A 20,532-nucleotide genomic window follows, 5' to 3' on the forward strand; every position below is an offset into this window, starting at 1 on the left:
ATGGGTCGTTAGCTCAGTTGGTAGAGCGCCTGCCTTACAAGCAGGATGTCGGCGGTTCGACCCCGTCACGACCCACCAAATTCTAGGGCATCTCTAAGCTGTCGAGTTGTTCTTCTAAGTTTTAAAGTTCCACATTTTTGTATATTACTACCACCAAAATAAGTGGTAGTTGAAGCGGCATGTTTTTAACTAATTGAATGTGCTGATGTACAGATAAGTTTGTTAGTGCCACTGCGGAGTGGTAGTTCAGTTGGTTAGAATACCGGCCTGTCACGCCGGGGGTCGCGGGTTCGAGTCCCGTCCACTCCGCCATATCTCTTGTTGCTTCCCATCAGTAAAATCCAGAAAACTATACCTAAGACTCAGCATTCACGTTAAGATTGGTAATACTCACATAATACCAATGGCATTCGCTGATTGCTTATGACTAAAAAATCATCTTCGCCAAACTGGGCAACAGCAACTCACAGCCAACAAGCACGTATCCTCGTGTATCTGGCTATTTTCCTTAGTTTATTCATTCTATTAATTTTTTCTAGTTCAGAAAGTCAATTCAGACTTCCAAGTCAGATTGCAATTACACTATGCCTTTTCTTACTTTTGGCAACTCTGAGTTACGCTCAAGTGGTATTAAAGCCAATCAAGGAAGAAACCACCACCCTCGCAACAAATACGACGATTGTTCTACCCGCAGAAGCCTCTGAAGCTTTGGCTGCGCTACCTGATTTAATTTGGACCATTGATTACGCCAGTCGCCGCGTCACAGCGCAAAATCAAGCACTCAGCGAGAGCCATCCTGATGGCGTTGAACAAAGTAAACTCGCCTCATTATTCCCAGCCCGCGTTTCACGCCAATTTTTAGAAAGCCTGATCAAAATCCAAAACACCCAAGCGCCGCAACGCTTTGAATATCAACTCGACAATACCGAAATCACGTTTGAAGCTCGGCTTTCAGCACTTACCTCACGCAGCTGCGTCGTGGTAATTCGCGACATTTCCAGCACCAAAGCGATTGAAACTGCACTATTTCAACAGCAAATGTTCACGCAGCAAATTTTGGATGCCAATCCAAGCTTGATTTTTGTGCGCGATAATCACCGCCGCTTCTTGCTGGTGAACCAAGCGACGCAGTCTTTACTAGGGCATGAGCTGCTAGTTCAATCTCATATGGGGCTAGACGAAGATACCTCGATACTGACCGCCGGTGACGACGAGGTATTGCAATACGGTAATACCGTGCGTTTAGAAGACCATTGCACATTGCACAATGGCCGAACGCATTGGTTTGATCTGACTAAAATTCCGCTTGAGCGTGAAGGCCAAGTGTATATTTTGACGATTGCGATGGACATTACGCATCTGAAAGAGGCCGAACAAGCACAAGCCGGCACCAGCCATTTAGTGCGTGCAATGGCCGATGTCTTGCCGCAAGCTTTTTTATTAGTGGAAAATGAAATCATCCAGTTTGCCAATCTTGCCGCTTGCGAGCGGCTTGGGCTAACGCCGGAAAATCTCATTGGCGAATGCATTAGCCAATTCGCTCAAGGCGAAAGCAAATACGCCAACCTGACCCACTTAAAAAACCCACAAGGCGAAGCAATCCATTGCGCTTTGCATAAAGTCGATCGTGGCAATCAAAACACGCACTTAGTGACGCTGCATTAATCCTTCTGTATTGAGTTGACTCCCAAGGTTCGCAAGGAATGAAAGTGCGGCGCATGCTAAAATTGGCGCTTTAGTACCTTTTAAGCCTCTGCCGCAATGAATCTGGACTTTCGCGCCCTGCGCGCACAACTCGCTGACTGCCAATCCAACGACTTTCACTCACTCTCGCGCCTGCTACAACAATGCAGCGAAAGACAAAAAAAGCAGCAAGACTTTGCACAGCAGCACGCTGATTTACTCGCGGGCATCGCGAAATCGCAAGCTAAAACCCACTTGCGCCGCGAAAGACTTCCTGCTCCCGAATACGACGATAGCCTACCCGTCAATCAGCGCCGCGATGACATCAAAGCGGCGATTGCCAAGCATCAAGTCGTCATCATTTGCGGTGAAACTGGCTCCGGCAAAACCACGCAGCTCCCGAAAATCTGCCTTGAACTCGGTCGTGGCGTACATGGCCTCATCGGCCACACGCAGCCGCGCCGTTTAGCAGCACGCTCGGTCGCCAGCCGCATTGCGCAAGAGCTGAAATCTGAAACGGGGGCGATTGTCGGTTATAAAGTGCGCTTTACCGATAAAAGCACGCCCTCTTCGTATATCAAGCTGATGACCGACGGTATTTTGCTCGCCGAAACGCTATCTGATCGCTTTTTAAATCAATACGACACCATCATCATCGACGAAGCACACGAGCGCAGCCTGAATATCGATTTCTTGCTAGGTTATCTCAAGCAATTGCTACCACGCCGCCCAGACCTGAAAGTGATTGTCACCTCGGCGACGATTGATTCAGATCGCTTTAGTAAACACTTTAACGATGCGCCGGTGCTTGAAGTTTCGGGCCGCACCTTTCCGGTAGAAGTTCGCTACAAAGCTCTCGCCAGTAAAGATGAGGACGATCAAGAAATCGAAATGGAAGAAGCCATCGCTCAAGCAGTCGATGAGCTGTGGCGCAAAGACGGTAGCGGTGATGTTTTGGTGTTTTTGCCCGGCGAGCGCGAAATTCGCGAAACCGCAGAGGAACTCCGCAAAGCCAAACTGCGCGACGCCGAAATTTTGCCGCTATTCGCCCGATTATCCAATGAAGACCAACAGCGGATTTTCCGCCCGAGCAGTACTGGGCGACGTATCGTGCTGGCAACTAATGTGGCCGAGACTTCTCTAACGGTACCCGGCATTCGTTACGTCATCGACAGCGGTCAAGCGCGGATTAACCGTTACAGCCCACGCGCCAAAGTCGAGCAATTACTGATCGAGAAAATCTCACAAGCGTCGGCGCGCCAGCGTGCCGGTCGTTGCGGGCGCGTCGCCAGCGGGATTTGCGTTCGCCTGTATTCTGAGCAAGATTTTTTGCTTCGTTCTGAATTTACCGATCCAGAAATCACTCGATCGAGTTTGGCCGGCGTGATTTTGCGCATGGCCGCATTGAAACTTGGCAATGTCGATCAATTTCCATTCCTTGAAGCACCATCGATCAAGCTGATTTCTGATGGGTATCAGCAGCTACGCGAATTGGGTGCGGTAACAGAGAACGATACCCTCACTGAAATTGGCCGACAACTATCACGCCTGCCAGTCGATCCGCGCGTTGGCCGCATGTTGCTGGCGGGTCGGGATGAGGGCTGCTTAAAAGAAATGCTGATTATTACCTCAGGACTGTCGCTGCAAGATCCGCGAGAGCGCCCTTTCGATGCGCGCGCGGCGGCCGATCAGGCGCACGCGAAGTTTAATGAAGAAAAATCCGACTTTTTATCCTACTTACGCTTGTGGGATTTCTTCGAAAAACTGCTCGCCAATAAAACGACCAATCGCCAATTAGTACAAGATTGCCATCGCAATTTCTTGTCCTATTTGCGCCTGCGCGAATGGCGTGAACTGCATCAACAACTCTCCGACATGGTGATTAGTGATGAGGCCAGCGATTCGCGCAGCCGCCATGCACCGTTCCGCTTAAATGAAAAACCCGCTACGTTTGAGCAAATTCACAAAGCACTCATCACTGGCCTCTTGGGCGTACTGGGCTTTAAGCAGCCCGAAAACGACGAATACCTCGGCGCACGCGGGATTAAATTTAATGTGTTTCCCGGCTCTAGCCTAAAAAAAGCTCGGCCAAAATGGATAGTCGCTGCTGAACTGGTTGAAACCAGCAAGCTGTATGCGCGCTGCGTTGCGGCGATTGAGCCCGAATGGATAGAAAAACTCGCACCACATTTGATTAAGAAACAATATTTTGATCCGCATTGGAGCAAAGACAATGCGCAGGTGAATGCCTCGCTACGTATTACGCTGTACGGCTTACCCATTGTGGCGCGCAGAACCATACACTATGGCAGTATTAATCCAGTCGAAGCACGCGAGCTGTTTATCCGCGAAGCTTTGGTGCGCTTTAATTACAACTCCAAAGCCAAGTTTTTTGAGAGCAATTTCGCACTGCTGCTGGATGTGGAAGAGCTCGAACACAAGGCGCGCCGCCAAGATGTGTTGGTTGATGAAAACGCGCTGTTCGCTTTTTTCGACGCGATTATTCCGCACGACATCGTCAACGGCGCTGGCTTTGAAGCGTGGCGTAAAGGTGCTGAGAAACTCAATCCGCAAATATTGTTCCTGAAAAAAGACGATTTGATGCAGCACAGCGCTGCCACGGTGACTGAAGAGCAATACCCTGAATTTATCCGCCTACACGATGTGAAGCTGCCGCTCTCGTATCGCTTCGAGCCCGGCCACGTGCTCGATGGCGTGACAATGACACTGCCGCTGCATTTACTCAATCGCGTCAATCATGCGACGTTTGATTGGCTGGTGCCCGGACTAATCCGCGAAAAAATCACGCTCTTGATTAAATCGCTCCCCAAATCCACGCGCCGTCTGTGCGTGCCAGTGCCTGAGTTTGCGACCAAAATGCTGCTGGCGCTAGAAACCGCCAGCCGTGACGAACCGCTGCTGCCGCAATTGGCGCAATGCGCCACGCGCGGCGTCGGCCAGCCAGTCAGTGCAGATGAATTTAATCAGAGTGATCTACCGCTGCATTTGCGAATGAATTTCCGCATCGTCGACGATGCTGGGCAAGAACTGGCGCAAGGGCGTGATTTGATTGCAATTCGCGCCCAGCTGGGCGAAGCCGCCCAGCTCACATTCCGCGATACCGCAGATGAAACCACTGGCATTGAAAAATCCGGCATTCGCTTGTGGGATTTTGGCGATCTGCCGAGCAAGCTCAATTTCACGCGCCACGGCAAAGCGATGATCGGCTTTCCAGGCTTAGTTCCTGATGAAGAATTAGCGGCGGATGGCAGCATTAAAGAATGCGTTGCGATTCGTTTATTTGACACCGAGCACGCGGCCAATGAAGCGCACCGCGCTGGCGTGGTGCGGCTGTTGCAGTTGGAGTTGAAAGATCATCTGAAGCAATTGCCAAAAAGCTTGCCGAATTTTAACCAATTGGCGATTCATTTCCGCTCGTTCGGCAATAGCGATGAGCTGATGAATGACGTGGTGACGTGCATTTGCAATCGCGCGTTTTTGGGCGACGACGACGCGCCGCGCAAGCTCAAAGAATTTAACGATCAAAAAAGCCGCGCCCGTGTTCGCCTGCCATCGGTACGCGACGGCGTACAACGCATTTTGACTGAAATCGCACCAGACTATGTGGCGCTCAGCAGCTTACTGTCCAAAGGCGGTGCGTTCCAAAATGAATTGAAAGCGCAATTAGACAGCCTGATTTTCAAAGGTTTTCTCAGCGCCACGCCATGGGAGCAACTCCCTCGCCTGCCGCTGTATATCAAAGCGATGAAAATCCGCCTTGAAAAACGCTCGGTCAATCCATCGAAAGACGGCCAACGCGGCGCGGAAATCAATGAGTTAATGCAAAGGTATACGGCTGAAATGATTAAGTGGCAACGCGAAGGGCGCGATACCGCAACCCTCTTGCCATTCAGATGGATGATAGAAGAATTGCGAATTGGCCTATTTGCGCAAGAACTCAAAACACCATATCCGGTGTCGATGAAGCGCTTGAATAAAACATGGGATGAAATAACCAAGCGCTAATTACCCGAAACCCAGCATGATCGATGATTATACGTTCAACACAACATCGGTCTTGCTGGGTCACTGCACCACTCGCTCCATGATCCTGGATACAAGCGCCCACCGTCCAAACCCGCTACAGCCAAGGCCAGTAGATTATGGCAAGCGGTGACGCCGCTACCGCATTGATGCACGATTTGATCAGGACGCTGCATACCCAAGAGCGCTTGCCATTCTTGCTGCAATTGCTCAGGCGATTTAAAGTGACCATCGAGCAAATTGAGCATAAAAAAGCGATTGATCGCGCCGGGGATATGCCCTGCGATTGGGTCTATCGTTTCGCCCTGCCCGATAAAACGCTCGGCGCTACGTGCATCAACGAGTTGAAATTGCGGTTCGCTTAAATTGGCCAATACCTCATTCGCACTCACATGCAGCGCGTATTGTGGACTGAAAGCAAATGTCTGAGGCTGCCATTCAGAGATTTGATCACTGACTACCTCGCCCGCAGCAATCCACGCCTGCCAACCGCCATCAAGCACTTGAACTTGCTCGCAACCCAGCCAGCACAGCAGCCACCAAAGCCGCGCCGCAAACGGGCCACCGCTGGCGTCATATGCCACGACTCGGCTTTGTGCATTGATACCCAATTGCCCCAGTTTCTCTGCCAGAGCCTCAGGTTCAGGTAGTGGATGTCGGCCATTCAAACCCGTTTTAAGCCCCGATAAATCCTCATCCAAATGCATAAACCGCGCACCGAGAATATGGCTGGCAGCATACGCAGCGCGCCCCGCCGCAGGCTGCGCCAAATCATGGCGACAATCGATAACAATCACATTCGGATCACTCAGAATGGCTTGCAGTTGCTCAACACGAATCAGAGGGTGCATACAGAAATCAGCCTTTAAACTGACAAAGAGCCAGAATCATAACCTAAGCGTCTTTTTTACTTCGCACTGAGCACATAAAGTGTCGCTACCACGCCCAATCAATACAGACAAAATAAGTATTTTCCCCTAGAAGCCACTCTGAATAATGTGCGCTTATTCACACAATCCAACAGCCCTCAAAAACCTAGTAAGAAACATTTGTTCTTGCCTTCGTGACCGTGTTAAATTACGGGCGCTTGGCGCAATATAAATCAGCATTATCAAAATCTTATAAGCAATTTTTGTGCTGCAAACGCACAAAAAGAGTTGCAAGCGTTAAGCGAAATTTCTACTAAAAAATGGAGCAGACGAAGTGAAAACAAAACATATTTCTAGCTTAATCGCCAGCAGCTTATTGGCTTCCAGCGCCGCATTGATGATGCCACAAACCGTTTCAGCACATGGCTCGATGGAAGTGCCGGTGAGCCGTGGTTTGAGCTGTTTTAATGAAGGTCCTGAAACCCTCAAATCCGCGGCCTGCCAAGCCGCAGCAGCCACTTCGGGTAAACAAATGCTTTACGATTGGCCTGGTGTGAACCAGTTGCCAAACGGCGATCACCAAGCTTTTGTGCCGAATGGCCAATTGTGTGGCGGCGGTAAGGCCGATTACGCCGGTTTGAATTTAGCGCGTACCGATTGGGCAACAACCCCGATCGCTCCGGATGCAAACGGCAATTTCGAATTCATTTTCAATGGCACCGCACCGCACCAAACTCGCGACTGGCAATTATTTGTCACGCGTGATGGCTGGAATCAAAATGCGCCCTTGGCGTGGACTGATCTGGAAAAATTCTGCACTTTAGGCAATCTGCCAACGGATGCCAATAAACGTTATCACCTGACGTGCAAGCTACCGAAAAAAACTGGCCAACATATTATTTACTTGGCTTGGCAACGCAGCGACAGCACTGAAGCGTTTTACTCTTGCTCAGACGTGAATTTCACCGGTGGTGTTTCTACGTTTAAAGAGCTAGGCCAAGTTCGTTCTGCACAAGATTTGGCAACAGGTACCAAAGTCTCATTCCGCCTGTTTGACAGCAAAGGCTTTGACGTAGAAAACATTCAAGTGACTTTGGGCTTTGATAATGTCACCGGCTTGGAAACCAACCTCGCAGCCAACTGGCCGTTTGCCTTGGCACAAAAAGTGAACGAAACATCACGCAATGTCAGCATTGGTGTATTGCAAACCAATAACACCATCGTGCCAGTGAAAAGCGCGCAAGACAATCGCGTCTACAACCGTAGTAATTTGGAACTGACCTATCAAATTGACATTGCTTCACCAGGTAATGCCACACCAGTTCCATCACCTACTGTAACTGCAGCACCAACTGCGACACCGGTAGTGACTGCAACGCCAACACCAACGCCAGTTGTGACTGCGACACCAAAACCAACTGCAACACCAACTGTTACCCCAAAACCAACGGCAACTCCTGTTGTGACAGTGGCACCGACTGCAACACCCGTTGCAACCATTGCACCAACGGCGGCACCAACAGCAACTCCATCTGGCAGCTGCGTTAACGCATGGAACAGCGCAACAGCCTACACGGGCGGTGCGATTGTTTCTTACCAAGGCCGCAACTACAAAGCGGGCTGGTGGACACAAGGTAATGAGCCTTCAACTAACACGGGCTCTGGCAAACCTTGGACTGATATTGGCGCATGCGGTGCTGCAGTAGCAACGCCAACAGCAACGCCAAAACCAACTGCCACAGCGACTCCGGTTGCCACTGCGGCACCAACGGCAACTCCGGCAGTAACAGTCGCTCCGACGGCAACGCCAGTGACAACGGTAGCACCGAGTAATGCTTGCGTAGCAGCATGGAATGCAAGCACTCCATACGCAGTAACTAACACAAAAGTATCTTATAACGGTCGCAACTACAGCAACAAGTGGTGGACGACAGGTGAAATCCCTAGCACCTCAGGCCAATGGGGTGTTTGGAACGATTTAGGCGTGTGCAACTAATTTAGTCATCGCCCAATGAAATAGCCCGCTTTAACAGCGGGCTATTTTTTATTCTGGGCTAACAAAATGACATCAAGCTGAGATTTTACAATGCGCGGTTATTCTGCGTTTTGCATTGCTGCCACAGCCTGCTGATGCAATGCCTCACTGGCCGCGGCAATGACTCGTCCCACCGAGCCTTTTTGTAATGGTTCGCCATGCCAATCCGTCATCCAGCCACCTGCAGCAATCACCACTGGCGCGACGGCAGCAAAGTCGTGTAATTTCAAGCCCTCTTCAATCACCAAATCCAAGCCGCTTGTGGCGAGCAAGGCATATTGATAACCATCGCCGCCATACACCGTAAAGCGCCCCTCGGCTTGTAATGCATTAAACTCGGCTAATCCACCGATAGAAAAATACTGCGGCCCTGTTGTGCCAACGCGCGCGCGCGCTAGCTCGCTAATGCCACTCACCGTCACTGGCTCACCATTTAACGTGCAGCCCTGCCCCGGAACACCCAACCAGCGCTCGCCCGCAATCGGCTGGTTCACAATCCCCAACACCGGCTGACCGCGATACAACAAGCCGATCAAGGTCACAAACAAAGGGCGACCCGTAATAAATGCTTTAGTGCCATCCACCGGATCGAGCACCCACACCCAATCAGCATCCTCGCGCTCGGCACCAAATTCTTCGCCAATAATCCCCTCATCCGGCCGCTCGGTATTAATTAAAGCACGCATTACCTGTTCGGCTTCGCGATCAGCCTGTGTCACAGGGCTGGCATCAAGTTTGTCGTCAATCGCTAAACCGGTGCGGTAGTAAGGGCGAATCGCCGCGGCGCTAACATCGGCCAGTTTGTGGGCAAAAGCAATTTGTTCTGGGCTTGGGATCACAACATTCTCCATCTGAAATAAGGTGGCGCTATTTTACGGTGATTTGATGACAGAAAGTATATCGTCTAGATGTAAGTCACAGGCAAATAAAACAAGTTTGCAACTTCTGCTTATTAACCGGCCAATTTGCAGCAATCTTAGCTTTATTGCGAGCGATATTATTTAAAATAAAATCATTCATTCGTAATAAAGCTGAATAAATGCTGACATCAAAATAATTTATCTTATTTTATCAATAAGAATCAATCTTATTAGTATTTTCATTCATTACGCCAATCGTAATTTATATTGAAATTCACAAATAACAGCGTAAAATCGATGCAAGGTGAGATAAAACCAATAAAATTATAAACTACGCTCTGGAGAACAAAATGCAAGGCGATAAAAAAGTCATCAAAACCCTGAATGGCGTGTTAGCCAACGAGTTAATTGCCATTAATCAAACCTTTTTGCATGCCCGTATTTTTAAAAATTGGGGCTACAAAAATCTCAATGACAAGGTCTATCACGAATCAATCGATTCAATGAAACGCGCTGATAAGTTGATCGAGCGCGTATTGTTCCTAGAAGGTTTACCGAATTTGCAAGATTTGGGCAAACTGCTGATTGGTGAAGATGTCGCTGAAATGTTGGCCTGTGACTTAAGCTTATTCACCGGTTTTCTTAGCACGCTACGCGATGCGATCAAAACCTGCGAAGCCGCACAAGATTACGTCAGCCGTGATTTGCTTGAAGATTTGCTAGAAGATGAAGAAGAATACGTCGATTGGCTAGAAACCCAACAAACACTCGTTAAAGACATGGGCTTGGCTAACTATCTACAATCACAAGCATTTAGCGAGTAAGGAGTACGATCATGAAAGGTAATGCTAAAGTCATCGCAGCGCTGAGCGAGCTTCTCGCTGCGGAACTCACGTCGGTCGATCAATATTTTGTTCACAGCCAGATGTATCACAACTGGGGTTACGACAAACTATTTGCGCGCATCGACCACGAACGCCAAGACGAAATCGGCCACGCGACTTTGCTGATTAAGCGGATTTTGTTTTTAGATGGCATCCCCAATGTCGCAGCACGCACACCCTTACGTGTGGGCGCGGATGTGCCTGAAATGCTGCAGTTTGATTTACTGACTGAATACGAAGTCGCCGCAGCGCTCAAAAAAACCATCGCGCTGTGTGAAAAAGAGCAAGACTACGTAACACGCGACATGCTGATGGTGTTGCTTGAAGATACTGAGCAAGATCATGCGCATTGGCTAGAACAACAACTCTTCCTGATCAAGCAAATCACGCTAGAAAATTACCTGCAATCTCAAGTTTAATTTGATCTACGTATTGACTTGTAGCCCTTACTAACAAAAGGCTGCAAGTCAATACTACGTAAAACCAACAACTTTACCCAAACTAATTATTTCAGCTGCATCACTCTGTCATTCGCTCTAAACTGCTTTTTTCCCTTGTTCTGAGCATCTTATGGCGCTGAGCGTGATTCTTAAAACCGTCGTGAGTAGCTTTCTACTTCCGCCTGGTTTGTTTATTTTTCTGTTGGCCATCGCCTTTTTCCTGCGCCACAAAGCCCCCAAATGGAGCCCACGCTTATTCTGGGCGACGCTTCTTAGCTTGTATTTATTCAGCACACCATTGATCAGCAATGCCATCTCGCACCTTGTTGAAGCTCAAATCACCAATGTTGCCAATCCGGGCACCAGCGCGAATGTAATTGTCGTGCTAGGTGGTGGCAAGCGTTTTGGCGCTGTCGACATAATAGAAGGGGAAACCATTAATAACGTTACTTTGGCGCGGCTGCGTTACGCTGCGAAAGTACACAAATTTAATCACTTACCGATCTTAGTTTCAGGTGGCGCGCCCTTTGGCGGCATCAGTGAAGCGCAACTCATGCGGCAAAGCCTGAAAAATGATTTTGGTGTGGATACCACATGGCTAGAACCGGCATCGAATGACACCGCAGAAAATGCGAAGGAAAGTGCGAAATTGCTCTTGCCAAAATATCCAGAAATTATTCTCGTAACGTCAGCAGATCATATGGTTCGCGCCAGCCGCAGTTTTGAACAAGCAGGCTTTATCGTTCACACTGCGCCAACCGATTTTCATAATGCTGAGCCACTGAGCATCATGAGTTTTGTCCCGAAAGCCAGTTTCTTAGCCAGCAGCAGCAGCGCAGCAAAAGAATTGCTGGGGCAGATGTGGTATCGACTCTTAGGAAACTAAGTGTATAGGGTTCTAGCCTTTAAACAATAAAGGCTAGAACCCTATACATCAAACATGTGGAAAATCAGGATTCCACGCCACTTCCCACAGATGACCATCGGGATCCGCAAAGTAGCCCGTGTAACCGCCCCAAAATGCTTTATGCCCAGCTTTGACTAAATGCCCGCCGCCTTGCGCACCAATCGCCAGTAACGCATCAACCTCTTCGGGGCTGCGCACATTGTGCGCTAAGGTAACCCCCCGAAAGCCGCCGCCCTCACTCGGAACGCCAGCATCTTCAGCCAATAATTCATGTGGATACAGCGCCAGCCACGTTGCACCCAATTCAAAGAACACCACGTTATCGAGAATACTGCGCGGCTTTAAGCCCAAAATATCACGGTAGTAAACTAACGATCGCTGCAAATCACTCACGCCCAGCGTGATAAAACTGACTCTAGCGTCCATTTTAGCGTGCCGCAGTATTCGGTTTAGCTAATTCATAGACGGTTTTGCCTTGCAACTTAAAGTATTCAGCAGCGTGATAGAGGTTTTCCGAATGCCCTACAAATAATAAACCTTCATTTTTAAGCAGCGGCGCAAAGCGTTGCAGGATTTTTAACTGCGTCGGTTTATCAAAATAAATCATCACATTACGGCAAAAAATCGCATCAAACGGTCCACGCAGCATCCAATTGGTTTCAATTAAATTCAGTTTGCGAAACACAATCATATCGCGTAATTCTTGTTTTAATTGATAACGGCCATCAGGCTGTTTATTAAAGAATTTACTCACGCGCTGTGGGCCGAGCTTTTGCACTTCTTCGCCCGGATAAATCCCCAAACGTGCCACATCCAGCACGTTGGTATCCAAATCGGTTGCCAGTACTTTCACTGGTGGGCGCAAGCTATCAAAGGCTTCACAAGCGGTCATTGCAATTGAATAGGGCTCTTCGCCCGTGCTTGAAGCTGAACACCAAATATTAATGGTGCCTACGCTGCGCAAGGTTTTAAGTTGCTGATTGAGAATATCGAAATGATGCGCTTCGCGAAAAAATGACGTTAGATTCGTCGTTAAAGAATTGGTGAATAACTCAAATTCTTTATGATCGCCTCGCTCTAAAACCTGCAAATATTCATTAAATGTTTTCAAATTCAAAGCGCGCAAACGTTTCGCCAAACGGCCATACACCATATCGTGTTTGGACGTGGCGAGCGCAATGCCGGCATAGTTGTAAATCATCACACGAACTTTTTCAAAATCCGCTTCGGTAAACTGAAATTCGCGATTGCTCGGCAGCATAGTGTTTAATCCCAAAAATAATCGTGGCGAATGAATAACAGCATAGCTTAATTACAAGCCGAGTTCGCCCCAGATTGCATCGATACGCGCAGCAGAAACCGCGTCGCGCTCAATCACACGGCCCCATTCACGGTTGGTTTCACCCGGCATTTTATTGGTTGCATCCAAGCCCATTTTGCCGCCTAAGCCTGAAATCGGGCTAGCAAAGTCCAGATAATCAATCGGTGTGTGCTCAACCAAGGTCGTATCGCGGACTGGATCCATGCGCGTGGTAATCGCCCAAATCACTTCTTTCCAATCGCGGCAATCCACATCGTCGTCAACGATGATGATGTATTTGGTGTACATAAACTGGCGCAAATACGACCAAACGCCAAACATAATTCGCTTCGCATGACCCGGATATTGCTTCTTAATCGACACAATCGCCATGCGATAGCTACAGCCTTCCGGCGGCAAATAAAAGTCGACGATTTCGGGAAATTGCTTTTGCAAAATCGGCACAAATACTTCGTTCAGCGCCACGCCGAGAATTGCCGGTTCATCTGGCGGTTTGCCGGTGTAGGTGCTGTGGTAAATCGGATCAGGTCGCGATGTAATACGCTCCACTTCAAACACTGGAAACCAATCTTGTTCATTGTAATAACCCGTATGGTCGCCATACGGGCCTTCCAATGCGTGCAAAAAGCCGTTCACTTCTTTTAATGGCACGCCGTGCTCAGATACACCGGTATAGCCCGTCTCGCAGGGTTTAAGTACGCCTTCCAAAATAATCTCGGCACTTGCTGGTACTTGTAAATCCGAACCTATACATTTCACTAGCTCGGTTTTACTGCCACGCAATAGCCCCGCAAATTGGTATTCACTCAAGGTATCAGGAACTGGCGTCACAGCACCAAGGATCGTAGCTGGGTCACAACCGAGCACCACGGTGACTGGATATGGTTTGCCAGGGTTTTGCTTAGCGTGCTCACGAAAATCCAGCGCGCCGCCGCGATGCGCCAACCAGCGCATAATCACTTGATTGCGGCCGATTACTTGCTGGCGATAAATCCCCAAATTCTGACGCTTTTTATTGGGTCCGCGTGTAACGACTAAACCCCAAGTAATCAGCGGCGCGACATCACCCGGCCAGCAGTGCTGAATCGGCAATGCTGTTAAATCCACATCAGGGCCTGCTAGTACATTTTCTTGGCAGATGCCTTTACGCACTTCTTTCGGTGCCATATTCAGCACTTGTTTGAGCAGCGGCAATTTATCCCAAGCATCTTTAAAACCTTTTGGCGGCTCGGGCTCTTTCAGGTAGGCCAAGGTCTGACCAATTTCGCGCAGCGCAGAAACTTCTTTCGCGCCCATGCCCAAGGCCACACGCCGTGGCGTACCAAATAGATTACCAAGCACCGGCATGGTGTAACCCGGCACATTTTCAAATAGCACCGCTGGCCCCGCCGCTCTAAGCAAGCGATCACAAACTTCAGTCATTTCTAGTTTGGGCGAAATGGGCGCTTGGATACGTTTTAACTCGCCCTGTGCTTCTAGCTGCGCCATAAAATCGCGCAAATCTCGGTATTTCATTTAGACCCACCCAAAAAAACGCCCGGCAATCACCGGGCGTGTGTTGATGCTGTAAGCACGTTTAAGCAGATAAAGTCATCGTCGCGATGTGTTTTTCGCCGGCAGCTAAAGTCAACGCATTATCAAAGACATCGCCGCGCTCGACGCAAACAAAATGCTGATTGGCCCCGCCACCAATATCGCCAATTTTTTCCGCGTGATCACCAGGATTCCACAGCACCGCACTTTTGCTATTGCCTGAAATTTGAATCGTGCGCGCCGCATCGACAATCGTTTGCACTTTTGCCACATCCAAATAAACGCGGTCAGTTGCGCCCGTAAAGTGTACGTCACCCTCTTGTACCAAGCGGCGCACTTCACCCAACGTATCAATATACGTGCAGCCTGCAAGCCCGGTCACGGCAATACGGGTATAGTCCTCTACAGCAAAGTAAGTATGGAATGCGTAGGTATACGGCACGGTAGTATCGCTTAAATTTTCAGCACTCAAACTCAAATCCAAAGTTTGACCAACGCAAATCGTGAATTCAAAATTAAATGCATGCGGCCACAGCGCGCGCGTTTGCTCACTATCTTGTAAACGCATTACGACTTCAGTCCGACCATCGGCTAAATTACGTGCTGAATGCAAAGACCAATCCATACTGCGCGCAAAACCATGTGATGGTAAGCCATCAGGATGGCCACCAAACCAAGGCATACACAGCGGAATACCGCCGCGCACTGCTTTACCTGGTTTAAATACCGCATTGGGCGACAGCCAAAGCACGTCTTGGCCGCCCGCCGGAATAAACGAAATTAAATGCGCGCCCTGAAAAGCCAACACTGCTGAGCCTAAGGCATTTTCTATCACCAATAACGGCAAACCTTCATCCGCTTTATTGAAATAAGCGCCCGAATCAATGACGCGAACGCCTTGTACATTGGCTAAAACAGCAGAAAAATTGTGTTGGCTCATTCCAAAAAACTCCATCGATAAGCGGCCTATTTTAATGTAAAGCGGACTAGGGAGCTATGATTCTTTGATGGGCACCCACACCAAAGCATCGCCCGTTAACACCACTTCACCCCGCACTAAACACTCAGTTAAAAGCTTGATACGCTGTTTTTCAGGGTAAATCTCAATCACCGTGGCGCGAGCAGTGACGGTATCGCCAATGTGCACGGGTTTTAAAAATTTCAGATTTTGCCCCATGTAAATGCAGCCTGGGCCCGGCATTTTCATGCCAATCACACTAGATAGAAAACTCGCAGTTAGCATGCCATGAATAATCCGGCCACCAAATCGAGTCTGACTAGCAAACTCTTCATCGATGTGCATAGGATTATTATCCCCAGTCAATCCCGCAAACAGCACAACATCGGTTTCGGTAACTGTTTTTCGATATTCATCGAAATCACCAAGCGATAATTCATTGAAAAATCGAGCCATGTTAAACCCTTTTTAGATGAGTGAACGCAGCAAAGGCGCAAAATCAATCGTACAGGATTTAAGGCATAGATTTATGAATTGGGCACAATTTAAGGCAAGTTACTTGGCGGCACGCCTTGCATGCTGCGCTCGGGATCAAACCAGCGTGAAATCCATTTAAATGAACGACGCCATGCGTCTTGTGCCGCGACTGAATTGGGTTGTGGGACAGGCTTAGCCGTCGATTTATCTGCGCGGGGCTTTTTGCTACTCACATCGGCATCGGCAAAGTCATGCTCCGCATCGGGATAGCTCACTTGATGAAATAAATCTTGCCCCGATTTATCGCCCAGTTCACGGCACCACTGCGCTGCGCTGCGCTGCCCTTCTTCGCCGACCAACAACAAAGTGGGTGCCGCAACGCGGTAACCATTTTTGCCTAAAAATAATTGGCAATTGGGATAAAATGCCACCGCAGATTTCACGCCTGGATTTTTGCGATTCATTAAAGCCAAGACGGTAGTAGCGCCTTGCGACCAACCAATCACTGCGATACGGCTGGCATCGACTTCATTACGTGCTTTTAGCCACGCAATTGCAATCTGTGCATCGTTGGCCCGCAAACCAATATTTTTTTTATTATTTTTACCCGTGCAGCCCTTGCGTTTGCCTTTGGGGCCTTCCAAATCCAGCATCAAGACGCCAAAACCCATTTCCTGCAATAAAGACGCCATTTTCATGGTTCGCTCGTAGCTCGGCGTTTGCTCGTACCCCAAGCGACTGCAACCATGCAAGAGCAGCACGGCCGGACCAATCACTTTAGTCGGCGCAAGGAAAATCCCAGACAAACTCACTTTGCCCGAATTGATTGTAACCGGCTTGGCAGATGCCTGAGCCGTCACCATCAACAATACAAAACACAGCACAATTTTCATTTAAGCAATCAAACGTAGTGCAAAAGGAAATCGATAGCTCAAACCCTTACTGGCGTTTAGCGCGGCTAAAATACAGCAAATCACATTCGTTAGGTACAACACACCAGCCAAAATCCAGCCTAGAAACGGAATCCACGCGAGAACAGTCGATAGCAATAATAAAGTAATCGACCAGTTCAATGCTTCTTTGGCCGCGACACAGACAAATTCATCCTCTTTTTTAAAGCAATACGCCAACAAGCTAGGAATAAAACTAAAAAACAGCGTCAATACAAACACCAGCGTAGCAAGGTTTTTGGCGTCCGTCGAAATGACTGTCGACGGCGTTAAAGATGGGCGCATTCTTGATGTCTTGGAAGCTAAAACATGGGCTGCGACTTTACCACAGCGGGCAGCACGAAAAAAGTTAATCCGGCCAAAATGGCCGCTCAATTCAAGCTTTATTAATCAATTACAATTTAAGCGGCAAATTCACTGGCACAAATCCGGTTTGTACACTAAACCAGAATGAGTCTAGTGCGCTGCAACATTTTAATTCGTCGAGGTCATAGCATGAGCGATACCACCAGCTGTTCAATTGATCGCCGTGGCGTTGCGACGGTGACATTAAATCGGCCTGATGTGTGCAATGCAATGGACGAAATCATGATTGCCGAGCTCACCGCAACGCTCACTGCTCTGCGTCTCAATAGTGAAGTACGCATGTTGATATTAGCAGCAAGCGGAAGCTGTTTTAGCAGCGGCAGCGATTTAAAATGGATGAAGCGCGGCGCCTTAGCCGACCCCAATCATAATTTTGAAGATGCGCTCCGGCTGGCACGATTGCTACGCACTCTTGATCGTCTACCGATTCCTACCATCGCCCGAGTACACGGCCCTGCGCTAGGAGTCGGTCTAGGGATTATTTCTTGCTGCGATTTAGCTGTTTGTACCAAAGATGCCTGGTTTTCAATTCCAGAAACTCGGCTTGGCCTTATTCCTGCCGTGGTCGGCCCGTATATTATTAGCCGAATTGGCAGTACAGCGGCACGGCGGTATTTTCTGACTGCAGAAAAAATGAATAGCGCCACGGCCTGCAAAATAGGTTTAATCCATGAGGAGGCGCATGACCTCACTGGCATGGATGCACAAATTGAATGCTGGGTGAATGAAATTGGCCAGAATAGCCCGCATGCATTAGCGGCTGCGAAACGCTTGATTACTTCGGTGGATCATCGCCCGATTGATGATGCGATGATTTCGGATACCGCGCATCGGATTGCTCACATCCGTACACACGAAGAAGCGCAAGAAGGCGTCAATGCTTTTTTAGAGCAACGCGCGCCTTATTGGCTTTCGGCAGCTATTTAAAAAGCCAAGGGCGTGGCCGTGGAACGGGTTGTTGCTCTTCCGACTCTGCAACGGTAAGCAGGCGTAACGCTAGCTCGTTCTGTGGATATTGAGGGCAAGTCGCTGTCGCTGTACGCTCATTCGCGAAACTTGGATCTATTTGGCCAGAAGCCATGTCAAAGGTGCGGGACATTTTGTGCTCCTCCATCAGGGTAGTGCGTTGAGGAACCTTACAAATACGGCCTTACAATTAGAATATCGGCCCGTTTGAGTCAAAATGCAATTTTTATTTCGCTCAAAATAGAAAACGGCAGCCAAGGCTGCCGTTTTTGTCTACCAGCGGCTTATTCCGCTTTAGTTGGTTTTAAGTGATATTTCACTTGAATGTCTTTCTTGATCGCCTCAATGAAGGCCGTCATTTCAACCTGACCATACATTTTTGCCAAATTTTCCTGCATTTTAAACTGGTTCTCAGGCGACAAAGCAGGAGCAGGAATCGCTGCATTTACTTTATAAATCGCATAGCCACGTCCTGGAATTGGCGCACCAATATAAGCCGGTAGCTTTGCAGTATCCGCTTTGAAAATCGCTTTCAAATCAGCCTCAGCCACACCCTGCTCTGCAATACGCGTAAAGCCTTTACTTTCACTCCACGTTAATGGCGTAGCAGCACCTGACTTCAAACTCGCTAGCTTTTTCTCGCCATCAGCTAAAGCTAAAGCCAACGCTTTTTCTTGCTTGAGTTTTTGTGAAATTAGCGCTGAAACTTCAGCTAAAGTTTGTGTACTTGCTGGTTTATGCTCAAGCACACGCACAGAAACCAACTGGCCTGGCGCAACTTCAATCGCTTCAGAATTATGCTTAGCTTTCAGCACATCATCAGAATAAGCTGCTTCAATCAACTTAGGATTATTCAATAATGGATCTGCAGTTCCCGTACGAGTCACCCAATCGCTCTGTTTCACGGTCAGTTTGAGCGTATCAGCCGCCGGTTTTAAACTATCTGATTGCTGATAAACCAGCTCAGTAAACTTTTCAGCTTGGGCTGGAAAAGCAGTTTGAATTTTCTGAAGTTTTAATTTCTCAACAATGCCTGGCTTCACATCAGCCAAAGCTGTTGATTTCAAATCATTCAGCTGCAAAATATGAAAGCCAAAATCAGTTTCAACCAAACCACTGATTTCACCTTTCTTTAATTTGAATGCCACTTCATCAAATGGTTTTACCATCGCACCACGAGGGAAAAAGCCTAAGTCGCCGCCATTCACTGCCGAGCCTGGATCTTGCGATTTCTGTTTTGCCAATTCAGCAAAACGGGCAGGATTCGCTTTTAGCTCAGCCAAAATCGCCTCAGCCTGTTTACGCACAAGCGCTTTATCTGCAGGCTTCGCAGTTTTATCTACAGTCAGCAAAATATGGCTAACACGGCGCTCTTCTTTCGCGAGTTCTTGCTGGTGATCGGCAAAGTATTTCGCAACTTCTTCATCGCTCACCGTTTGCGCAGCAGCCAAATCGGCTTGCGACAACAGTAGATATTCTAATTTCACCATTTCTGGTTTTTTAAACGCGGCCTGATTCGCGTCAAAATATTTTTTGATTTCTGCATCAGACACAGTGACTTGCGCTAAATATTGCTCTGGCGACACGATCGCCGTTGCTACTTCTCGTTTTTCAGCCATTAGCTGATTAAGTTGTTGCATTGATGCATTAGATACAAAGCCAGTTTGTACAAAACCATCCATCAATTGGCGCATTACGATGTCTTGGCGAACTTTCTGCTCGAAAATCGCAGGCGTCATTTGCTGTGATGCCAAAAGCTCTTGATAACGTTGATCGTTAAAACGACCATCAACTTGAAATGCAGGAATCTGTGTAATGACGTTGCGAACGAGTGAATCGGGTGCCGTTAATTTGAGCTGTTCTGCACGCGCTTGTAGCAGTTTTTGGCTCACGATTTGTTCTACCACCATCGGCTTCATCTCATCGGAGACCACTTGATTGCCAACCGCTTGTGCCACATCGCGCTCAGTAATCATCCGCCCGCCTACTTTTGCAAGATAAGGCTCACTATCATCACTCATTGCGCCCAAACCGGAAACGCCAGCCCCCACCACTAAGCCCAATGCCACCAAGCCCAACACAACGGTTACTGCAGTTTTATTCTTATTTACGATATCAAACATACCAGCTAGCTCCTGCTATTTATGCGCGTTATCATGCCATATTGCGGCGATGCTGTCTGTAAGCGAGTCATTTTAGGCAACAAAAAGGGCAAACATAACGTTTGCCCTTTTTCATT

General features: G+C 48.4%; 18 protein-coding genes and 2 tRNA genes. 9 read left to right on the forward strand and 11 right to left on the reverse strand.

Annotation, left to right across the window (positions count from 1 at the left end; translation table 11 throughout):
• Positions 1–2: 2 nt before the first annotated feature.
• The 4 genes from Q320_RS0113015 to hrpA all read left to right on the forward strand — a co-directional run bounded on the left by Q320_RS0113015 (position 3) and on the right by hrpA (position 5,709).
• Positions 3–78, forward strand: a tRNA-Val gene (locus Q320_RS0113015).
• 157 nt (positions 79–235) lie between these two features.
• Positions 236–312 (forward strand) — tRNA-Asp (locus Q320_RS0113020).
• A 312-nt stretch (positions 313–624) separates the two neighbouring features.
• On the forward strand, positions 625–1,665 hold the full coding sequence (locus Q320_RS0113025; protein ID WP_027469364.1) for a PAS domain-containing protein: 1,041 nt from the start codon (positions 625–627) through the stop codon (positions 1,663–1,665).
• A 96-nt stretch (positions 1,666–1,761) separates the two neighbouring features.
• The gene (gene hrpA / locus Q320_RS0113030; RefSeq protein ID WP_027469365.1) at positions 1,762–5,709 is read left to right on the forward strand and encodes an ATP-dependent RNA helicase HrpA; all 3,948 of its coding nucleotides are present in this window, start codon (positions 1,762–1,764) and stop codon (positions 5,707–5,709) included.
• Between the two features lie 35 nt (positions 5,710–5,744).
• Here hrpA and Q320_RS0113035 read toward each other — a convergent pair whose 3' ends face one another.
• Entirely contained in the window at positions 5,745–6,578 is an 834-nt protein-coding gene (locus Q320_RS0113035) for a sulfurtransferase (RefSeq protein ID WP_027469366.1), read from the reverse strand.
• Positions 6,579–6,930: 352 nt separating this feature from the next.
• On the opposite strand from Q320_RS0113035, the gene Q320_RS22145 reads away from it, so the two are divergent.
• Positions 6,931–8,592, forward strand: coding sequence for a lytic polysaccharide monooxygenase (locus Q320_RS22145; RefSeq protein ID WP_051534730.1), 1,662 nt, complete (start codon positions 6,931–6,933; stop codon positions 8,590–8,592).
• Between the two features lie 98 nt (positions 8,593–8,690).
• On the opposite strand, the gene Q320_RS0113045 is transcribed toward Q320_RS22145, so the two are convergent.
• Positions 8,691–9,470 carry an inositol monophosphatase family protein gene (locus tag Q320_RS0113045; RefSeq protein ID WP_027469367.1) on the reverse strand — a complete coding sequence of 260 codons (780 nt, stop codon included), beginning with the start codon at positions 9,468–9,470 and terminating at the stop codon, positions 8,691–8,693.
• 371 nt (positions 9,471–9,841) lie between these two features.
• On the opposite strand from Q320_RS0113045, the gene bfr (Q320_RS0113055) reads away from it, so the two are divergent.
• The 3 genes from bfr (Q320_RS0113055) (at position 9,842) to Q320_RS0113065 (ending at position 11,701) form a co-directional block, all read left to right on the forward strand.
• A complete protein-coding gene (bfr, locus tag Q320_RS0113055) occupies positions 9,842–10,315 on the forward strand; it encodes a bacterioferritin (RefSeq protein WP_027469368.1) in 474 nt (157 codons plus the stop codon).
• A gap of 11 nt (positions 10,316–10,326) precedes the next feature.
• Complete coding sequence (gene bfr, locus Q320_RS0113060) at positions 10,327–10,794, forward strand: bacterioferritin (RefSeq protein WP_027469369.1); 468 nt, start codon at positions 10,327–10,329, stop codon at positions 10,792–10,794.
• A gap of 151 nt (positions 10,795–10,945) precedes the next feature.
• Positions 10,946–11,701 carry a YdcF family protein gene (locus Q320_RS0113065; RefSeq protein ID WP_027469370.1) on the forward strand — a complete coding sequence of 252 codons (756 nt, stop codon included), beginning with the start codon at positions 10,946–10,948 and terminating at the stop codon, positions 11,699–11,701.
• Positions 11,702–11,749: 48 nt separating this feature from the next.
• Here Q320_RS0113065 and Q320_RS0113070 read toward each other — a convergent pair whose 3' ends face one another.
• The 7 genes from Q320_RS0113070 to Q320_RS0113100 form a co-directional block, all read right to left on the reverse strand.
• Positions 11,750–12,148, reverse strand: a complete 399-nt coding sequence (locus tag Q320_RS0113070; RefSeq protein WP_027469371.1) for a VOC family protein — start codon at positions 12,146–12,148, stop codon at positions 11,750–11,752.
• A gap of 1 nt (position 12,149) precedes the next feature.
• Positions 12,150–12,983, reverse strand: a complete 834-nt coding sequence (locus Q320_RS0113075; RefSeq protein WP_035853722.1) for a CheR family methyltransferase — start codon at positions 12,981–12,983, stop codon at positions 12,150–12,152.
• A gap of 51 nt (positions 12,984–13,034) precedes the next feature.
• On the reverse strand, positions 13,035–14,558 hold the full coding sequence (gene ubiD / locus Q320_RS0113080) for a 4-hydroxy-3-polyprenylbenzoate decarboxylase (RefSeq protein WP_027469373.1): 1,524 nt from the start codon (positions 14,556–14,558) through the stop codon (positions 13,035–13,037).
• A 61-nt stretch (positions 14,559–14,619) separates the two neighbouring features.
• Complete coding sequence (locus Q320_RS0113085; protein ID WP_051534731.1) at positions 14,620–15,516, reverse strand: D-hexose-6-phosphate mutarotase; 897 nt, start codon at positions 15,514–15,516, stop codon at positions 14,620–14,622.
• Between the two features lie 54 nt (positions 15,517–15,570).
• Positions 15,571–15,990 (reverse strand): MaoC family dehydratase, encoded by a 420-nt coding sequence (locus Q320_RS0113090; RefSeq protein ID WP_027469375.1) that lies wholly within the window; start codon positions 15,988–15,990, stop codon positions 15,571–15,573.
• Between the two features lie 89 nt (positions 15,991–16,079).
• Positions 16,080–16,904: a dienelactone hydrolase family protein gene (locus tag Q320_RS20960; protein WP_027469376.1), complete on the reverse strand. Its 825-nt coding sequence runs from the start codon at positions 16,902–16,904 to the stop codon at positions 16,080–16,082.
• Positions 16,905–17,246 carry a DUF4870 domain-containing protein gene (locus tag Q320_RS0113100; protein WP_027469377.1) on the reverse strand — a complete coding sequence of 114 codons (342 nt, stop codon included), beginning with the start codon at positions 17,244–17,246 and terminating at the stop codon, positions 16,905–16,907.
• A gap of 210 nt (positions 17,247–17,456) precedes the next feature.
• Here Q320_RS0113100 and Q320_RS0113110 point away from each other — a divergent pair, with 210 nt between their 5' ends.
• Positions 17,457–18,254, forward strand: coding sequence for an enoyl-CoA hydratase-related protein (locus tag Q320_RS0113110; protein ID WP_027469379.1), 798 nt, complete (start codon positions 17,457–17,459; stop codon positions 18,252–18,254).
• Here Q320_RS0113110 and Q320_RS21630 read toward each other — a convergent pair.
• Both Q320_RS21630 and Q320_RS0113120 read right to left on the reverse strand, forming a co-directional pair.
• Positions 18,247–18,426 carry a hypothetical protein gene (locus tag Q320_RS21630; RefSeq protein ID WP_027469380.1) on the reverse strand — a complete coding sequence of 60 codons (180 nt, stop codon included), beginning with the start codon at positions 18,424–18,426 and terminating at the stop codon, positions 18,247–18,249. The two genes, Q320_RS0113110 and Q320_RS21630, sit on opposite strands and share 8 nt — an antisense overlap.
• A gap of 151 nt (positions 18,427–18,577) precedes the next feature.
• Positions 18,578–20,416: a SurA N-terminal domain-containing protein gene (locus Q320_RS0113120; RefSeq protein ID WP_027469381.1), complete on the reverse strand. Its 1,839-nt coding sequence runs from the start codon at positions 20,414–20,416 to the stop codon at positions 18,578–18,580.
• Between the last annotated feature and the right edge of the window lie 116 nt (positions 20,417–20,532).

It is taken from the genome of Deefgea rivuli DSM 18356, from assembly GCF_000620145.1.
Taxonomy (GTDB): Bacteria; Pseudomonadota; Gammaproteobacteria; order Burkholderiales; family Chitinibacteraceae; genus Deefgea; species Deefgea rivuli.

Excerpts from the sequence above, each read along its gene's own strand:
- hrpA (WP_027469365.1), top strand. The coding sequence starts at position 1,762 with ATGAATCTGGACTTTCGCGCCCTGCGCGCACAACTCGCTGACTGCCAA.
- Q320_RS0113035 (WP_027469366.1), bottom strand. The coding sequence starts at position 6,578 with ATGCACCCTCTGATTCGTGTTGAGCAACTGCAAGCCATTCTGAGTGAT.
- bfr (WP_027469368.1), top strand. The coding sequence starts at position 9,842 with ATGCAAGGCGATAAAAAAGTCATCAAAACCCTGAATGGCGTGTTAGCC.
- bfr (WP_027469369.1), top strand. The coding sequence starts at position 10,327 with ATGAAAGGTAATGCTAAAGTCATCGCAGCGCTGAGCGAGCTTCTCGCT.
- Q320_RS0113065 (WP_027469370.1), top strand. The coding sequence starts at position 10,946 with ATGGCGCTGAGCGTGATTCTTAAAACCGTCGTGAGTAGCTTTCTACTT.
- Q320_RS0113070 (WP_027469371.1), bottom strand. The coding sequence starts at position 12,148 with ATGGACGCTAGAGTCAGTTTTATCACGCTGGGCGTGAGTGATTTGCAG.
- Q320_RS0113075 (WP_035853722.1), bottom strand. The coding sequence starts at position 12,983 with ATGCTGCCGAGCAATCGCGAATTTCAGTTTACCGAAGCGGATTTTGAA.
- ubiD (WP_027469373.1), bottom strand. The coding sequence starts at position 14,558 with ATGAAATACCGAGATTTGCGCGATTTTATGGCGCAGCTAGAAGCACAG.
- Q320_RS0113085 (WP_051534731.1), bottom strand. The coding sequence starts at position 15,516 with ATGAGCCAACACAATTTTTCTGCTGTTTTAGCCAATGTACAAGGCGTT.
- Q320_RS0113090 (WP_027469375.1), bottom strand. The coding sequence starts at position 15,990 with ATGGCTCGATTTTTCAATGAATTATCGCTTGGTGATTTCGATGAATAT.
- Q320_RS20960 (WP_027469376.1), bottom strand. The coding sequence starts at position 16,904 with ATGAAAATTGTGCTGTGTTTTGTATTGTTGATGGTGACGGCTCAGGCA.
- Q320_RS0113100 (WP_027469377.1), bottom strand. The coding sequence starts at position 17,246 with ATGCGCCCATCTTTAACGCCGTCGACAGTCATTTCGACGGACGCCAAA.
- Q320_RS0113110 (WP_027469379.1), top strand. The coding sequence starts at position 17,457 with ATGAGCGATACCACCAGCTGTTCAATTGATCGCCGTGGCGTTGCGACG.
- Q320_RS21630 (WP_027469380.1), bottom strand. The coding sequence starts at position 18,426 with ATGTCCCGCACCTTTGACATGGCTTCTGGCCAAATAGATCCAAGTTTC.
- Q320_RS0113120 (WP_027469381.1), bottom strand. The coding sequence starts at position 20,416 with ATGTTTGATATCGTAAATAAGAATAAAACTGCAGTAACCGTTGTGTTG.